The organism is Microbacterium awajiense (assembly GCF_039536545.1).
GTDB classification, from domain to species: domain Bacteria; phylum Actinomycetota; class Actinomycetes; order Actinomycetales; family Microbacteriaceae; genus Microbacterium; species Microbacterium awajiense.
The window spans coordinates 412,212-427,840 of sequence record NZ_BAAAYU010000005.1 but is presented as its reverse complement, the minus strand read 5'-3'; the positions used below and the strand labels follow the sequence as shown (position 1 = coordinate 427,840).

The following is a 15,629-nucleotide window of genomic DNA, read 5'->3' as shown; positions in this document are numbered from 1 at the left end:
CGCGGATCACCAGGGCAGGTCGAGCGTGATGTCCTCGCCGTGTCCGAGCGCCGCGGCGAGCATCGGCGCTGCGGCGACGACGCGGGGGAGGCCGACCACCGAGATGAGCCCGTCGAGCACCGCCACGATCTGCGCCGACGAGGCACCGGCGGTGATCGCGTCATCGACCGCGGCGCGCAGCGACGGGTCGGGTGCGCCCACCGACACCAGGGCGCCGAGCGTGATCAACGCGCGCGTGCGGCTGTCGACCGCGATGGTCCAGAGTTCGCCCGCATCGGTCGCCAGCAGAGGATCGTTCACGCAGAGCCGACGCAGGTGCGTGATCTCATCCATCGGCTCGTCCGTGCTCCGTCAGGTCGGTCACCGAACCAGTGGACTCCGCCTCGCGCCGGAGCGCACCACGCAGTCTGTATGAACTTCGCCTGGCGGCGCTGAATCACGCGAATCGCATGATGCCCACGTCGCCGCGCCGCCCCTAACGTCGAAGCAACCGACGATGTGCGCCGCCGAGAGCGCCCGGGGAGAGGAACGCCATGTCCTTCTGGGATTTCCTGCTGTGGATTCTGTGGATCTATCTGGTGATCACCTGCGTCTGGATCTTCATCTGGATCTTCATCGACATCTTCCGGGATCACACCCTCAGCGGGTGGGGCAAGGCGGGGTGGGTGATCCTGCTGATCGTGCTGCCCTTCCTCGGGGCCATCATCTACCTCATCGCCCGCGGCCGGTCGATGACCGAGCGGCGGATGCAGGAGACACAGGCGGCAGCGCAGGCGAACGCGGACTACATCCGAAGCGTGGCCGCAGCACCGTCACCGACGGCTGAGATCGAGTCCGCGCAGCGGCTGCTGGCCTCCGGTGCGATCAGCCAGAGCGAGTTCGACGCGCTCAAGGCCAAGGCGCTCGCGAGCTGAGGGGTGACGATCATGGAAGATCTGGAGTTCGGTCCGGTCGAGCTGGTGCTCGCCGCGCTTCCCGATGACGAGCCCGATCGCGGGGTGCTGGATGCCATCGCGGCGCTGGTCGAAGCGGGCACCGTGCGACTGATCGATCTGCTCCACATCGCGCGCGATGAGGACGGGCGGGTGACGTACCTCGAACTGGACGAGTCGGGCATCGACCTCGGGCCGCTCGAGCTCGCCGGCGCAGGGCTCGCGTCGCACGAGGACGTGCAGGAGCTCGGTGGATCGCTGCCGCCGGGCACGTCGGCGCTGCTGCTGGTCGTCGAGTTCCTGTGGGCGAAGGATCTCGCCTCGCGCCTCGCGCAGGCGGGCGGTTTCGTCGTCGACTGGGTGCGGATCCCCGCCCCGGCGGTCAACGCGGTCGTCGCCGAGGCGGCGGCCGTCGGAAAGGTGGGGTAGTGAGATGCCTCTGATGGGACGCATGGGACGACCGGGTCTGCTCGGAATGGCGGCTCGTACCGCCGTGGTCGCAGGCACCGCGACCGCGGTATCGGGGAACGTCGCGCGGCGCCAGCAGCGTCGAGCGCAGGACAAGTACGAGCAGCACGAGTACGAGGTGCAGCAGGAAGCGGCCGCGATGGCTCCGCAGAGCGCGCCGCCGCCGCAATACGCGCCGCCTGCCGCCCCCGCGGCGGCGACTGCGCCCGCTCCCGGCGGCGATCTCGTCGCCGAGCTCCAGCAGCTCGCGCAGCTCAAGGCGCAGGGCATCCTCAGCGACGCCGAGTTCGAAACGGCGAAGGCCAAGCTGCTCGGTTGAGCTGGGGCGGTCGGGTCAGCCGGCGGTGAGACGCTCGGCGACCGCATCCAGGGTCGCGTCACCGACGCCGGCCCCGGCGAGATAGCCGCGCGAACCGCCGTTGTCGTCGATCCAGGCGAGTGCGTGCTCGATCGCGGACGCCGGGGTGCCGGTGACGAGTTCGCGCACCTGCGGAGTGAGCGGGACGCCGTAGCCCTCGAGCATCCCGAGCATCCTGTCTGCGAAGGGACCCGCCAGGTAGGTCTCGGAGACGGCGTAGTCGGCGACGATCGCATCGCGCTCGACGCCGGCGACGTCGAGGATGAGCGCGACGGCCACGCCCGTGCGGTCCTTGCCGGCGGTGCAGTGGATCAGCACCGCGGGCTCGGTCGACCCCGCCGATCCCGCGACCAGTTGCGCGATGTGCGCGAACGACGTGCCTCCGCCCTGCAGCATGGAGACGTAGAGGTCTGAGAGCGCCGGCATCGCGGCGAGCGCCTGTCGGATCATCTCCGGCGAGATCTGCGTTCCCGCGGGGATCTGCTGAGCCAGCCCGGGCGCCGCACCCTCGAGCAGGGGGAGGGAGACCGTCCGCATCGGGCGATCGGGCAGCAGATCCGGCGCCATCGCCCGTTCCGCGTCGGTGCGCAGATCCACGACCGCTCCGATATCGCTGGAACCGAGTGCGGTCAGGCCGGCGTCGGTGAGAGTGCTGAGCGCATCCGAGCGGTACAGCACGCCGTCGGTGGTCGTTCCTCCGCCGCGCAGCGGCAGGCCGCCGAGTGAGCGGAAGTTCTGGGCGCCTTCGAGAACCACGGTCATGACGACCACGCTACGGCCCGATTCGCGCGCCCGCCGACGGATGCGCCCGCGCGCGGCGAGCCTGGCGTGCATTCGTGCCGACGTGGCGCACGTTCACCCGGCCGACATCGGCATGCGGGATCATGCCCCCATGGAAGATTCGAGCGACGACGACCTCGTCGACACCGTGACCGTGCATCTGCGTGAGCACGACCTGGCACAGGTGCGCGCGGTGATGGCTCGTCACGACGCCTCCGATCTGGTGCGACTGCTCGAACGCGAGGACGGTCGCGACCGTGCCGTGATGTATCGGCTGCTCGAGCGCCAGAAGGCGCTGGAGGTGTTCGAGCTGCTGGACGCCGGGATGCGCGCTGAGCTGCTGCAGGGGCTTCGCACCGAGGACGTCGCGCGATTCTTCGAGGAGATCGATCCCGACGACCGCGCGCAGCTCGTCGACGAGCTGCCGGCGGGGGTTGCGCAGAAGCTCATGCGAGGCCTCTCGCCGCGCGAGCGCGAGCTGACCGCACCGATGCTGGGATACCCCAAGGGCAGCGTCGGCCGGCACATGAGCACGGAGTACGTCCGGCTGATGCCGCACCTGACGACCGGCGACGCGCTGTCGCACGTGCGTCATCGCGGAGGCGACGCCGAGACCGTGTATATGCTGCCGGTCACCGATCGCGAGCGCCACGTGCTCGGCGTCGTGGGCCTGCGACAGCTCGTGCTGGGCAGGCCGGACTCCGAGATCGGTGCTGCGATGGTCGAGCCGCGCGTCGTCGCGGCGACCGACGACGCCGAGACGGCCGCGCGCGACGTGGTCGAGGCCGGGCTTCTGGCCGTTCCCGTCGCCGACGGCGAGGGGAGGCTGGTGGGGGTGTTCACGGTCGACGATGCGACGCGCATCCTCGAAGACGCCGAGGACCGCACCGCAGCACGTCAGGGCGCAGCCGAGCCGCTCGGGCGGCCGTACCTGACGACATCGGTGTTCGGCATCGTGCGGGCGCGGGTCGTGTGGCTGCTCGTCCTGGCCGTCTCGGCCCTGTTGACAGTGCAGGTGCTGGGCTTCTTCGAGGGCACCCTCGAAGAGGTGACGACGCTCGCGCTGTTCATCCCGCTGCTGACCGGCACCGCCGGCAACGCCGGGTCGCAAGCGGCGACGACGGTCACGCGGGCCCTTGCCCTCGGCGAGGTGACCAAACGGGACTGGCTCGTGGTGATGTGGCGCGAGGTGCGTGTCGGGTCGATCCTCGGTGGTCTGCTGGGGCTGCTCGGGTTCGCCGTCGGGGGTCTCGTCTTCGGATGGGCGCTGGGCGGCGTGATCGGCATCACCCTCATCGCGATCTGCACGATCGCCGCCGTGGTCGGCGGTGCCATGCCGATGCTGGCGCGCGCGGTCGGTGCCGACCCGGCTGTGTTCTCGACGCCGTTCATCGCGACGTTCTGCGATGCGACGAGCCTCATCATCTACTTCGTCGTCGCAACGTGGATCCTGCAGCTCTGATCGACCGACTGATCACCGGGTGCGGCGGGCGCGCGCGTACTGCCGTGGCCAGTACGGGATCTGCACGCCGAGTTCGACGGAGGCGCGGAGGGCGAAGTGCGGATCGCGCATCCACTCGCGGCCGGCGAAGACGGCGTCGGCGTCTCCCGCCTGCAGGATCCCTTCGGCCTGCGCCCCGTTGTCGATGAGTCCGACGGCGCTCACGGGCACCGCGGCGTCGCGGCGTACGCGCGCCGCGAGCGGTACCTGGTAGCCGGGCGACACGGGGATCCTCTCGCGGGGAACGGCGCCGCCGCTGGAGATGTCGAAGAAGTCGGCGCCGCGGGCGGCTGCGCACGTCGCCACCTCGACGGTCTCGTCGATCGTCCAGCCTCCAGCAGCCCAGTCGGTGCCCGAGAGGCGGACGAACAGGGCCGCCTGCGGCGCCACCGACCGCACGGCTTCGACGACGCGCAGAAGCAGACGTGCACGGTTCTCGAGCGATCCGCCGTAGTCGTCGGTGCGGTCGTTCGACAGCTGGGACAGGAACTGGTGGAGAAGATAGCCATGGCCCCCGTGGATCTCGATGACCTCGAACCCGGCCTCCGACGCGCGCGCCGCCGCGGACGCGAAGTCGTCGACCACGCGATCCAGACCGATCGCGTCGAGCGGTGCGGGCACCGCATACCCGTCGTAGGCGATCGCCGACGGCGCGGCCGTCGTCCAGCCCCCTCGCGACTCCCGCACTGAGCCGTACCGGCCTGCGATCAGAGGCGACCAGGTCGAGCCCTTGCGCCCGGCGTGCGCGAGCTGGATGCCTGCTGTCGCCCCGCGTGCGCGCACGGCGGCGACGATCGGCCTCCAGGCATCGCGGTGCGCGTCGCTCCACATGCCGGCGTCGTCCGGCGTGATCCGGCCCTCAGGCGACACCGCGACCGCCTCGGTCATCACCAGACCTGCGCCGCCCGACGCGAACTGCGCGAGGTGGGTGTGATGCCACTCCTGCGGCAGCCCGTCGATCGCGCTGTACTGACACAGCGGAGCGACCCACAGCCGGTTGCGCATCTGTGCGGTGCGGATGGTGAGGGGCGAGAAGAGAATCGTCATGCGAGTGGCCTCATAGAGTGTGGGGATGGGACTGTCCGCCGTGATCGCGACTTCGACGCGCCTGGATCCGACTGCCGTGAAGAGGCTGAGCGACGGCGGGTTCGACCTCATCGCGCGGACGGGTGTCGACCGGGCGAACGTGGGAGAGATACTCGGTCACACCGACCCCGCGGTCGCTTCGGCCGACCCGTTCTCGCCGCTCGAGGTCATCGTGGTCCCCGCCACGTCCGAGCCCTTGCCCGGACCTGTCGTCGTGCTCTCGCCGGCCGAGTCGGTGTCGTCGTACGAGCTGTACCTCGGCGCGGCGATGGCGGCTGCGTCGGGACGCCGCGTCATCCATTTGAATGGGCGCGGCTCGCGCGGCTCGGCGGTCCACTCCGGGATCGCTGGGCGGATGCTCGCCCGCTCCGCCGTGACGGAGTGGCGCGAGATCCCCGAGGCCCATCCCGCGCGGGCTCTGCGCAGGGTCGAGTATCGACCGGCGGTGATCGTCTTCCCCGTCACTGCGGGGGCCCGATCCGTCGCACAGCTCGTGGCCCATCATCCGGATGCCGACGTCGTGCTCGTCGTCGACCGCGCCCTCGCGCGGTTCGGAGGCGCTGTGGCCGAGCAGATCGGCTCGATGGTCGAGCTCGCCTTCAGCGTCGGGGCGCAGCCCGAACGGGTCGTGCCGGAGGAGACCGGGGGCGAAGACGTGCCCGTCGACCGCGAACCCGTGCCGCCGTCCGATGACCGCGCGCGCGATCTGCCGCCGATCCTCGCCTCCGATGTCGTCCACGTGCGCCTCACCGACACGACGCTCGAGCTCACGAATCGCACCGCACAGCGCCTCCGCGCCCGCGTCGCGCTCGGCGCGGCGAACAAACCCGGCACGGCGCTTGCTCAGTTCGAGGCGGCGCTCGAGCCCGGCGACTCGCGCGCCGCGCCGACCGAGGCCGTGCCGGGACTGGCCGGTCTCACCCCGCCCACGTCCGTCATGCGTCACTGGAGCCACGAGTCCGAAGAGGTCTACGAGGGCGGCGAGCAGCGGATCGTGGCATTCGGCATCGACGTCCTCGACGGGAGCGACACCGTTCGCGCGACGCGCACGTACCGCCCCGGCAACGGTCTGGACTACTTCATCACCGCGCGCGACCTGACGGACCTCATCGGACGTCCGGTACGGCACAGCGCTCTGCCCGAGCCGCGCGCGCAGCGCGCACAGGGCGCGCCGCCGCGAGATCTGCTCGGTTCCCTGGCGGCCGCGCTCGCCGTGGGAGCATCGGTCCTCGCGACCCGCTCGGCGTGACCGGGAGTCGCCACCGGCACTGAGTCTCACGCCGCCGGTCACCGGCCGCCGATCACGGGTTCTCGACGCGGACCCGGATCTTCACCAGCGCGGTATGGATGTGCGCGCGATCGGCGAGGTACGAGCTCAGTGCGTCGGCGTCGGCGTCGTCGGCCAGCGGCTCGGTTCCGGCGACGAGTACTACATAGCGGCGGCCGATCGCGTTCGCGGTCCAATCGTCGGTCACCGGCTGATCGAGCCACACCCCTGCGGTGGTGCACAGTTCGACCCGGCGGGCGCGCAGCGACGCGTACAGGATCTCCGTGCCGAGCGGGAGGATGTCGCCGTCCGCGTCGAGGCGCTTCAGGCCCATCCCCGAGATCGCCTCCGCGAGAGAGCCGTCGTCGCGACGTGTCAACGGGTGGACGAGCACGTATGCCGTCGGCTCCCCGAACGGGTTCGGCGACGACCACGTCGTGAGGCCGACGTCGAGTCCTGCTGCGGCCCCGGTCGTCATGCGAACGTGCCGCCCGCGGTCGGGTCGACGTTCTTGCGCTTCATCGCGAGCGCCGCGATCAGCACGCAGAGCGCAACCGCGGCAGCGAGGAAGATCGACAGACCGTTGACCAGGTGGTCGGCGAGGAAGCCGATGCCACCGCCACCGGCGAACCCGAGGAGGGTGAGGAAGAAGATCCCCGCCCACTTGAGGTTGGGGGTCTTGTTGATGCCCTCCTTCGAGAACGCCGCCTGCACCAGGAAGTTGAACGCCATCTGGACCACGAACGTGACCGCGACAGCGCCGTAGAGCATGCCGTGGTTCTTGTGGAACGCGTTGCCCTGCGCCCCCGCGACGAAGCTGATCGCGTACGCGATGTACTGCGCGTGCTCCTCCGGGAGGGCGGTGAGGTCGAGCGCGCCGCCGTAGGGCACCGGAGTGGTTCCGATGAGTGTCATCGCGGCGGTGCCGAGGATCACCAGCAGCGCGACCTGCGCCGACAGGATGCCGACGGTGAACGTCCGCCCGCTGCGCAGGAACGCCGTCATGAGCACACCCGCCAGCGCGGAGCCCACCCCGAAGGCTATGACCGAGATGAACGGGAACTGGAACTTCTCCCAATCGCCCTGGATGAGCCAGTAACCGCTGGAGAGGACGTTACCGGACTGGACCGTCGAGAACGTCGAGGCGTTCGCGAGGGTCCAGGCGTTGAGCGTGCCGGCGATGAAGGCGAGCAGGAACCCCACGAACGGCTGCTCCATGAGCGGGAAGCGGATCCGCTCGGGGTGGTCCTGGATGACGGCGTACGCCGGTGACGACGGCGGAGTGGCGTGCGCGGACATGCTGACCTCACCCGTGGATCTTTGACTGGTCATACCAGATGACCGGTGCCGGCTCGTCGTCCAACGGCAGCGACTCGACGAAGGCATCCGTCGACAACAGGTGATCGGCGACGACCTGCACCGGGTTGGAGGCGAGCCACTTGCGTGCCGAGATGTCGGAGTACTCCGGGTGCTTGAAGATCTCGACGAAGATCAGCTTCTCGTCGCCGGTGTTCTGCACGTAGTGCCCGGCGACGAGCGGCACGATGCCCACGTCACCTGCATGGAAGTCGAACGTGCGCGCGACGCCGCCCGAGAGGAAGACGGTCATCTTGGCTGTGCCCTGGATGTAGTACTGCCATTCCGCGGCCTTGGGGTGCCAGTGCAATTCCCGCATCCCGCCGGGCTCGATCTCGATGAAGGCCGCAGAGATGGTCTTCGCGGCGGGGAAGTTGTTGACATCGACGATGCGGACGCGGCCCGCTTCGGACTCGATGACCGGTGCGTCCTCCATGTGGAAGGAGAACGGCGAGGGGACCTTCCCGGCCGGCGTCGGCCGCTCGACGTCCGCGATCGGTCCGGGCACGTTCGCCTTGAAGATGTAGAGCTCCTCCTGGGGGAATTGCGAGATCTCGGCCTCGGTCTTGCGGAAGTTCGCCGCGACGACGTCCTGCGGCGTGTGCATGAACCAGTCCGACAGCAGGAAAGTGTTGTTCTCCGAGAAGTCGGGCTCGCTGAACACGAGCAGGAACTCGCACCCCTGATCGAGCGCCTGGATCGAATGGGGCAGGCCGGCCTCGAAGTTCCACAGGTCGCCGGCGACGAGATCATCGATGAAGTAGCGGCCGCTCTCGTCCACCGACGTCACCCGCACGTTCCCCGTGAGCATGAGGCCCCACTCGGCCTCCTTGTGCCAGTGCAGCTCTCGGTAGGCGCCGGGCTCGAGGGCCATGTTCACGCCGGCGACATCTTGCGACGAGGGCAGGTCGCGGTTGGTGACCTCGCGCGCCCAGCCACCGGGCTGCAGCCGCTGGTGCGAGTCCGAGAAGCTGTACTTCAGATTCGCAACCGTTCCGCCGTCTGTGGGCGGGGGAGTGAGGATGTCGGGATTCTCACGGTCGCGCCAGATGTCGCGCGGACCGAGGTCGAGCCATCCCTTCCCGTCGGTGGCGCGGATTGGCTGAGGCATGTCGGTCATTTCCAGCTCCCGTGTGTCACCGATCGTCGTGTACCGGCCTCCTGGTGGGGCCGCGACGAACGTTCGGGTGCGACGGTAGCGAGCCGCTCTCGCCGTTCGGTGGCCGAATGCGCCCACAGTCGATGTCGGTCACGTTCGCGGCCTGCATCGGCACGATCCGGACCTTTCCGGATCACAGAAGCTTGGCGTCGACCAGAAGCTCCTCGATGTAGGTGCCCTTGACCTTCGAGAGCGCCGCCTTCTCGATCATGCGCGCACCGAACGGAAGCCTGATCTCGTTCAGCGGTTTCCTGTCGTTCAGGTAGTAGAGGGCGTTGAGCAGCATCCGCACGTCGAACGATGACGCGAAGACCTCGGGCACACCACGGTCGACGTCGAGCAGGGTGTAGACCGCCTCCATCGCCGTGCGCACCGAGTACTCGGTCGTGAAGACGGTGTCGCGCTCGGTCTCGGCGAAATTGCCGATGAAGGCGAGGTTGCGCGAGCCCTCGGGCACGACCAGCGGACGGTCGCCGACGGCGCGCGGCATGAAGTACGACGTGATGTACGGCATGTTGCACGGGATCGTCCGGGCGGCGTTGTGCGCCAGGTCGTCGATCTGGTCGACGGGCACGCCCAGGTGGTAGAGCCACTCGGCGCACAGCTGCGCGCCGGTGCACTCGCGGATCGGCTTCTCGATGTAGTCGCCCGGTCGATCCGAGTACAGCCCGTACAGCCAGACGACGAGCTCTTTCTGCGGGTCCTGCACGGCGAAGTGCGGCTGCCGGCTCATCGTGAACCCGTACATCCAGCTCGAGTCCTTGATGTTGCAGGGTCCGCCCGTGACGATGCGGCCGTCGCGGGGGTCGCGGCCGGTGATCTTCTCGAGGTAGGGCCAAATCCTGTCATCGAGGAGAGTCACCGTCGCCGAGATCGTCCAGTTCGCGTCGGGGATGCCCTCGCTGAACTTCTCGGGGTGGCCGAATGCGCGGTCGCGCTCGGCCATCGTCTTCCACAGCTTCCACGCGCCGCCCCGGTCGGTCACGATCGGAGCTGGGGTGTCGTTGTCGCCGAACGTCGAGCTCTCGGTGATCGAGCCGTTCGTGATGAACACGAGGTCGGTCGGCGAGAGTTGGACCGACGACTCGACGCCGCCCTGCACCAGCCGGATCTCGGTCGCCGTCTTCTCGCCGTCGGCATCCGCGATGCGCACGTCGAGCACCTGCGTGTCGTAGACGAAGGTCACTCCGTGGCCCTCGAGGTAGGCCACGAGCGGCTTGATGAGCGACTCGTACTGGTTGTAGCGGGTGAACCGCAGCGACGTGAGGTCGGCGAGGCTCGCGATGTGGTGGATGAAGCGCAGCAGGTAGCGGCGCATCTCCATCGCGCTCGCCCACGGCTCGAAGGCGAACATCGTCGCCCAGTAGAGCCAGAAGTTCGACGCGAAGAACTCGTCGCCGAAGAACTCGTCGATCCGCTTGTCGTCGAGGTCTTCCTCGCGCGTGAGGGCGAGGGTGAGGATCTCCTCGATCGCCTTCGGGGTGAGCGTCAGCTCGGACATGTCGTCGATCCGGCTGCCGCGCTCGTGGATCGCGCGCGTCGGGTTCGACGAGGGGTCGCTCTTGTGCAGCCAGTACATCTCGTCGAGCACCGAGGCGTCTGCCGTCTCGAGCGACGGCACCGATCTGAACAGATCCCACAGTGTCTCGAAGTGGGCCTCCATCTCGCGCCCCCCGCGGATGATGAATCCCTTGTGCTCGTCGAGGATGCCGTCCATGCTGCCGCCGGGAAGCGCCAACTCCTCGTAGACGGTGATGTCCTCTCCGGGCATCCCGGCGTCGCGCACGAGGAACGCCGCCGCCGCGAGGGAGGCGAGGCCGGAGCCGACCAGATGGGCTCGCCGCCCTTCGACGCCGGCGGGACGCTGCGGGCGTGCGAAAGCCTCGAAGTTGCCGTTCGACCGATACATCGACCGCTCCTCTCGTCGGGGTGTCACCGTGGAGGACGCTACCGATCGCTTCGGGCGCCCGGGCCCGCCAGGCACGGTCAGCTCGACGGGTCGGCACAGATCCTCGCCCGCCGATTGCGAACGCCCCCGGATGCGGCGAGAATCGTCCGCAACGGAAGTGGGGATCCGATGGTCGTTCGTTCACTCGCGGCGGTGGTGAAGGGCAACGGGGCACGTGTGGTGGACGGCGTGCGCGACGCGGACGAGCTCGCCGAGGTCATGACGCGACTCACACGGCCGCACCGGATCGTGCCCGACGCCCGGGGAGGGGGCCTGGACGCGCGGGCGGATGTGCTCGCGTCCGGCGGACTCGCATTCACGAGACTGCGTTACGGCGGTGCCATCGTCGTGACACCCGGCGAGGTCGATCCCGACACCTACCTCTTCCCCCTGAGCTTCGCGGGCGAAGCGCGCCTGACCTACGGTCGCGCGACCGTACCCGTCACCGCGCGGGATGGTGCGCTCATCCCGCCGTATCGAGAGTTCCGCTCAGAGATCGACGCCGCGTACGAGCAGGTGATCCTCGCCGTCGATCGGCTGCGGGTCGAGGCGGCGGTCGCGAGGCTGACTGCCGGAGCGCACGACACCCTCGACCTCGACGCGACCAGCTTCGCTCCCCGTCGAGCGACGGTGCGCGCGCTCGAAGCGGTTGCGTCGTCGTCCAGCGCAGACGCGCACGAGGCGGCGCTGGCCGAGCGCCTCGGCGACGTCGCCCTGGAGAGCCTGCTCCTGGGCATCCCCCAGTTCGAGGCATACCTGCCTCGACATCGGGATGCCGGATCGGCGCGCGTGCGCGCGGCGATGCAGTTCATGCTCGATCACCTCGCGGAGCCGCTCACGGTCGCGCGCATCGCCGAGAGCGCGCACGTCAGTCCCCGCGCGTTGCAGGCCGCGTTCCGAGCCGAGGTCGACGCATCGCCGACCGAGTGGCTGCGCGACCGGCGCCTCGATCGTGCGCGACAGCTTCTCACCTCCTCGGGAGCCGACCTCACGATCGCCGAGATCGCCGCGTCGTGCGGCTTCGCGCACCTGGGGGAGTTCGCGGCGCGGTTCCGCGACAGATTCGGCGTGCTGCCCTCTCACGCCCGCTCTTCGCGAATCCGCTAGCAGGCCCGCGCGTTGACGATAGACGCGCGCATGGCGCTCCGATTGGCTCGAATCGGCATGGTGGATCCGCCATGCAGGGGTGTTTCGGGGAACACGCATGGCGCAGACCGCTCGAGAGGTGGGCCACTGGTTGGCCGATCCGCGGACGAGCGCGGTCGGGTCCGACGTCGCTGCGGCGTTCGCCGCGCTCGCGGAAGCGCACCGCGGCGGCGGGGTGCGTCAGCTCGCCCGGGCTGCCGAGCGCCACTTCTGGCCGTTGCTTCGCACGCGTCCGGCCGAACTCGACGATCTGCTGCGGGCCCTTCCTTCTGACGTGCTGGAGCGGCATCCGCTGCTCGTCCACGTGCATCCGATGGCCTCGTCGATGGCGGGGTCTCCGGCGGCGAGCGCCGCAGACCCCGCGGGGGATGTCGACGACGCCGGTCGTCTGCGCGCACTCGTCTCGCGGATGGTGGCGCTGCGCCGGTCCGGTGATGTCGCCACGGCGGCCGGTGTCGCCGACCGCCTCGTCGAACTGCTGACGGACTTGCGGGTGCCGTCACTGTCCGACGCCACGGGGCCCCTTCCGTTCTACTTCGCGCAGGTGGCGGTCACACGGCTGCTCGCCGGCGACGTCCTCGCTGCGATCCGTGCCGCGACGACGGCACGGCAGATGGCGGATGCCGACGCGTCGAGTCCCGTTCGTCGTTTCGCGTTCGCGCTGCTCGCGCTGGCGCACGCGCTCAGGGGTGGACTCGCAGAAGCTCGCGCCGCACTCGACGCCGCCGCCGGATCACCACCCGGGTCCCGGTGGTTCGCCTCGTGGTGCGCGGCCCTCGAGTCCGTCGCGCGCGCCATCGTCGCGGTCGATGCGCTCGATCCGGCGGCGGGGGCGGTCGTCGCCGCCGCGTACGACGAGCGCCTTCCGAGCGAGATCGTCGCCGTTGCGGCGCTCGCCGGCAGCCGGCACGCCGTGGTGCGCGGCGTGCCGGCTGAGGCGCTCGACGTCCTGGACCGGCTCGTGCCGCCGCGAATGGCGTCCTCGGGCTTGGCGGCCGACATCCGCAGCGCCGGCGCCATCGAGGCGCACGTGGCGATGGGCGATCTCGCCGCAGCGCGCAGCGTCGTGGTCGCGGGCTCTCCCGGTCCGATGACGTCGCTGGCGCTCCTCCGCCTCCGCATCCACACCGGCGACGGCGTCGGCGCGCTCGCGGCCGCGTCGCGTCTGAGCCGCTCGACCGCGCTTTCGCCCGCACAGCGCGAAGAGCTCCAGCTCGCCCGCGCGTACATCTCCGTCCAGCTCACCGGCGGCGTCGACGCCGCCGAGGCGAACGGGATCGCGAGATTGGCGGCGGCCACGACGCGTCGTCGGCAGCTCTCGTCGAACCTGTCGCCGTGCGTGATCGAGGCGGTCGCGGTGCACCTGGACTCCGACCGGCGTGCCGCCCTGCTGCGATGCCTCGACCCCGTCCCCGACGTGTCCGACATCCCGGCGGCGCCGCGGCTGTCACCCGGCGAGGTCCGCGTTCTCGCTGTGCTGGTTCATCGGGCCTCGACGACCGAGATCGCCGACGCGTTGTTCGTCTCGCCGAACACGGTCAAGACCCAGCTGCGTTCGCTGTACCGCAAGCTCGGTGTTCACAGCCGAACTCAGGCGATCGGCGCCGCCGTACGGTGGGGGTTGGTCGATCCGGCCGAGATCTCCGAACGGGTCTCAGCCTGAGCTCGCATCCACGGCTCCTGCGGGGGTGATGCCGATGATCGTCGGTCGCTCGCGCCACCACGCCGACGCCACGGCCTCGCCGAGCGCCGCGCGCGTCGAAGCGGTCTCGACGGCCGCGCCGAAGGCCCGTGCCAGTGGCCCGCATCCCGCGCCGTCCAGCACGACGACGACGAGCGGCAGCGCGAGAACCAGAGCGGTGGCCAGTGCCTGCACCGACGCCTGCAGCGACATGGCCGTCGTCACGACGAGCACCGACCGATTTCGCCCGAGGTCGCGTTGTGCCAGCGCAACCCCGAGGGCGAAGGGGATCTCCCACCCCGCGAGCCGCTGCGCCGAGCTGTAGCGGAGCGCTCTCGGCGTCGAGGCCCAGCCCGAAGCGGCGCGCGTGCCGACGGATCGGCCGTCGTCGACGAGCACCGTGTCGGCCGGGGCCGCGCCACGGAGTACCCGGATGATGTCGGCGACGTTGCGGAGGCGATCGCCGGGATCGCCGCGCACCACCCTCGGCAGGTCGACGGCCGGTCCGGTCGCCCGGTCGACGACCGGACGGGCCGGAACCGACAGCGTGTGCGACTGATGTCGGCCGACCGACTGGTGGCCCGATCCATGAGGGGTCAGCACCACGACGGGGCCATCCGACCGCTCGACGACCGTCGCATGCGCCTCGACCAGTCGTCGGGGTATCCGTCGCCGCGTCTCGGCGACCAGGGTGGTCACCGGGGCGCTCGGGATCTGCGACCACGGCCCCCCTCGGGTGGGATCGTCGTCGGTCGCCGCCGCGAGCACGATGAGCGGCGTCCGGTCAGCGCGGGCGGCCAGCAGGTGGCCCACAGCCGAGACGACGCCGAACTCGCCCGACGCGTGCACGAGGGCAGGACGGTGCGAGGTCTGGGCGTATCCGGCTGCCACCACGACCGCCATCCAGTCGTGAGCGTGATCCACGCGGCGGAAGTCGTCGGGCACGTCGTGGAACATCGACGCGGTCGGCGCGGGGCCCGCGAACACGGTGCGCAGTCCGAGGTCGCGGAGCAGCCGGAACGCAGAGTCACGGACGGTGACGGTCACGGTCGGGCGGGGTCAGGACGACGGTCGCCGACGACCGACGGCGTGAATCGAGTCTCGATAGGCGGCGGGGGTCACCCCGTGCGTCCGCACGAACTGCACGCGCATCCGCGCGGGATTGGTGAAGCCCGCGCGATGTGCGATCTCGGCGATCGACAGATCGGGCTCGCGGTCGAGCAGTTCCTGGGCGGTGCAGACCCGGCGCTCGGTCAACATCCCGGCGACACCTGACGACGACGCGTGCCTGTACAGCTGTCGACGGCTCGCGTAGAGCTCGCGCGCGATCTGATCCACGTCGAGATCGGGATCGGTGTGGCGCGCGTCGATCAGCGCCGCGAGACGAAGTGCGAGCGGCGCGCGCCGCGAACTGGGCGGCGAGGTCTCGGGATGCTCGGCGATCACCGCGCGCACTGCGCCGATCACGAGGTCCTCGGCCGCTCGCGCCGTCGGCTCGTCCGGCTCGTCGAGGTCGCGCACAAGGGTCGACAGCAGCGCGCGCGAGGCGCGCACCAGGGCGGTCGGGGCCAGCGGGGTCATCGGCGCCAGCAGGTGGGTCGTCACCCGCGCTCGGGGCATCGAGGCCACCACGATGTGATCACCGCTCACCGGCAGTGCGGCGTCGAGGTCGTCGGTGAGCACGAAGTCGGTGGGGTGTGGCGACGGCTGCGCGCGGTCGGGGTCACCGCCCTTGCCCCGTGCGTGCAGGATGAGCACATGCGGTTCCGTGGGCCGTGCCGACCGCACGACGTTGAGGACTTCGCCCGCCCGCCCGGCTGTGAGCACGGTGGAGCCGAACCGGGTGACCGTGAGGCGGAGGTCGCCGTGACGGCGGGCCGCGAAGTGGGCGGGTGGTGACGCATCGAGCGGCTGCAGCTGAGACATCCGGATTCCCCTGACTGAGAG

16 protein-coding genes are annotated in these 15,629 nt (G+C 70.1%); 7 read left to right on the top strand and 9 right to left on the bottom strand.

Annotated features, from left to right (window positions below):
• Positions 1–6: 6 nt before the first annotated feature.
• On the bottom strand, positions 7–333 hold the full coding sequence (locus ABD663_RS08755; protein ID WP_344737600.1) for a carboxymuconolactone decarboxylase family protein: 327 nt from the start codon (positions 331–333) through the stop codon (positions 7–9).
• 200 nt (positions 334–533) lie between these two features.
• On the opposite strand from ABD663_RS08755, the gene ABD663_RS08750 reads away from it, so the two are divergent.
• The 3 genes from ABD663_RS08750 to ABD663_RS08740 are packed head-to-tail and all read left to right on the top strand — an operon-like array spanning position 534 to position 1,719.
• Positions 534–914: an SHOCT domain-containing protein gene (locus tag ABD663_RS08750; RefSeq protein ID WP_344737599.1), complete on the top strand. Its 381-nt coding sequence runs from the start codon at positions 534–536 to the stop codon at positions 912–914.
• A gap of 12 nt (positions 915–926) precedes the next feature.
• Complete coding sequence (locus tag ABD663_RS08745) at positions 927–1,361, top strand: DUF6325 family protein (protein ID WP_344737598.1); 435 nt, start codon at positions 927–929, stop codon at positions 1,359–1,361.
• A gap of 22 nt (positions 1,362–1,383) precedes the next feature.
• Positions 1,384–1,719, top strand: a complete 336-nt coding sequence (locus ABD663_RS08740; protein WP_344737597.1) for an SHOCT domain-containing protein — start codon at positions 1,384–1,386, stop codon at positions 1,717–1,719.
• A gap of 15 nt (positions 1,720–1,734) precedes the next feature.
• On the opposite strand, the gene ABD663_RS08735 is transcribed toward ABD663_RS08740, so the two are convergent.
• A complete protein-coding gene (locus ABD663_RS08735) occupies positions 1,735–2,520 on the bottom strand; it encodes a tyrosine-protein phosphatase (RefSeq protein ID WP_344737596.1) in 786 nt (261 codons plus the stop codon).
• Positions 2,521–2,650: 130 nt separating this feature from the next.
• Between ABD663_RS08735 and mgtE the strand changes: the two genes are divergently transcribed.
• A complete protein-coding gene (gene mgtE / locus ABD663_RS08730) occupies positions 2,651–4,000 on the top strand; it encodes a magnesium transporter (RefSeq protein ID WP_344737595.1) in 1,350 nt (449 codons plus the stop codon).
• A 12-nt stretch (positions 4,001–4,012) separates the two neighbouring features.
• Here mgtE and ABD663_RS08725 read toward each other — a convergent pair whose 3' ends face one another.
• Entirely contained in the window at positions 4,013–5,086 is a 1,074-nt protein-coding gene (locus ABD663_RS08725; protein WP_344737594.1) for an NADH:flavin oxidoreductase/NADH oxidase, read from the bottom strand.
• Between the two features lie 25 nt (positions 5,087–5,111).
• On the opposite strand from ABD663_RS08725, the gene ABD663_RS08720 reads away from it, so the two are divergent.
• On the top strand, positions 5,112–6,374 hold the full coding sequence (locus ABD663_RS08720; protein WP_344737593.1) for a hypothetical protein: 1,263 nt from the start codon (positions 5,112–5,114) through the stop codon (positions 6,372–6,374).
• A 52-nt stretch (positions 6,375–6,426) separates the two neighbouring features.
• Here ABD663_RS08720 and ABD663_RS08715 read toward each other — a convergent pair whose 3' ends face one another.
• The 4 genes from ABD663_RS08715 to ABD663_RS08700 all read right to left on the bottom strand — a co-directional run bounded on the left by ABD663_RS08715 (position 6,427) and on the right by ABD663_RS08700 (position 10,816).
• Entirely contained in the window at positions 6,427–6,870 is a 444-nt protein-coding gene (locus ABD663_RS08715) for a hypothetical protein (protein ID WP_344737592.1), read from the bottom strand.
• Entirely contained in the window at positions 6,867–7,691 is an 825-nt protein-coding gene (locus tag ABD663_RS08710) for a DUF1275 family protein (protein WP_344737591.1), read from the bottom strand. Before ABD663_RS08710 ends, ABD663_RS08715 begins: the two co-directional genes overlap by 4 nt.
• A 7-nt stretch (positions 7,692–7,698) precedes the next feature.
• A complete protein-coding gene (locus tag ABD663_RS08705; RefSeq protein ID WP_344737590.1) occupies positions 7,699–8,859 on the bottom strand; it encodes a cupin domain-containing protein in 1,161 nt (386 codons plus the stop codon).
• Positions 8,860–9,040: 181 nt separating this feature from the next.
• Positions 9,041–10,816, bottom strand: a complete 1,776-nt coding sequence (locus ABD663_RS08700) for an oleate hydratase (protein ID WP_344737589.1) — start codon at positions 10,814–10,816, stop codon at positions 9,041–9,043.
• 168 nt (positions 10,817–10,984) lie between these two features.
• On the opposite strand from ABD663_RS08700, the gene ABD663_RS08695 reads away from it, so the two are divergent.
• Together ABD663_RS08695 and ABD663_RS08690 are read left to right on the top strand one after the other, a co-directional pair.
• The gene (locus ABD663_RS08695; RefSeq protein WP_344737588.1) at positions 10,985–11,962 is read left to right on the top strand and encodes a helix-turn-helix domain-containing protein; all 978 of its coding nucleotides are present in this window, start codon (positions 10,985–10,987) and stop codon (positions 11,960–11,962) included.
• A gap of 97 nt (positions 11,963–12,059) precedes the next feature.
• Positions 12,060–13,664 carry a helix-turn-helix transcriptional regulator gene (locus ABD663_RS08690; protein ID WP_344737587.1) on the top strand — a complete coding sequence of 535 codons (1,605 nt, stop codon included), beginning with the start codon at positions 12,060–12,062 and terminating at the stop codon, positions 13,662–13,664.
• Here ABD663_RS08690 and ABD663_RS08685 read toward each other — a convergent pair.
• Entirely contained in the window at positions 13,656–14,729 is a 1,074-nt protein-coding gene (locus ABD663_RS08685; protein WP_344737586.1) for a thiamine pyrophosphate-binding protein, read from the bottom strand. The genes ABD663_RS08690 and ABD663_RS08685 overlap by 9 nt on opposite strands.
• A 12-nt stretch (positions 14,730–14,741) precedes the next feature.
• Complete coding sequence (locus tag ABD663_RS08680; protein WP_344737585.1) at positions 14,742–15,608, bottom strand: AraC family transcriptional regulator; 867 nt, start codon at positions 15,606–15,608, stop codon at positions 14,742–14,744.
• Positions 15,609–15,629: the final 21 nt, after the last annotated feature.